Source organism: Alkalibacterium sp. m-11 (assembly GCF_054658155.1).
In genome coordinates this window covers 1-219 of the sequence record NZ_BAAGIR010000680.1, presented here as the reverse complement: position 1 = coordinate 219, position 219 = coordinate 1, and the positions used below count along the sequence as shown (strand labels likewise).

General features: G+C 41.6%; 1 protein-coding gene. It reads left to right on the top strand.

Translation table 11 applies throughout. The features are described 5' to 3' along the window. Positions 1-189: hypothetical protein (locus ACYQ2O_RS13905; protein WP_459796895.1), on the top strand; the 189-nt coding region annotated here is incomplete at its 5' end. Between the last annotated feature and the right edge of the window lie 30 nt (positions 190-219).

Genomic DNA, 219 nt, shown 5'->3' with positions numbered 1-219 from the left:
TTCTTCACGCTGTTTTTCATTCATTTCTTTGTCTTCCTCTCTTATATAGACTACTGCCACCTTACTACAGTCGTCTGCTTTCCAGCAGAGGGAAAAGTCGGTGAAATGAGAAAAAGAATCGATGATGGATCAGCGTGCTGTGAGAACTTGCATGAAGGCATACCCATAGCTTTCTTTATAGCTCTGTAAAAATACCGGATACTCTTCCAATGGAAGGTG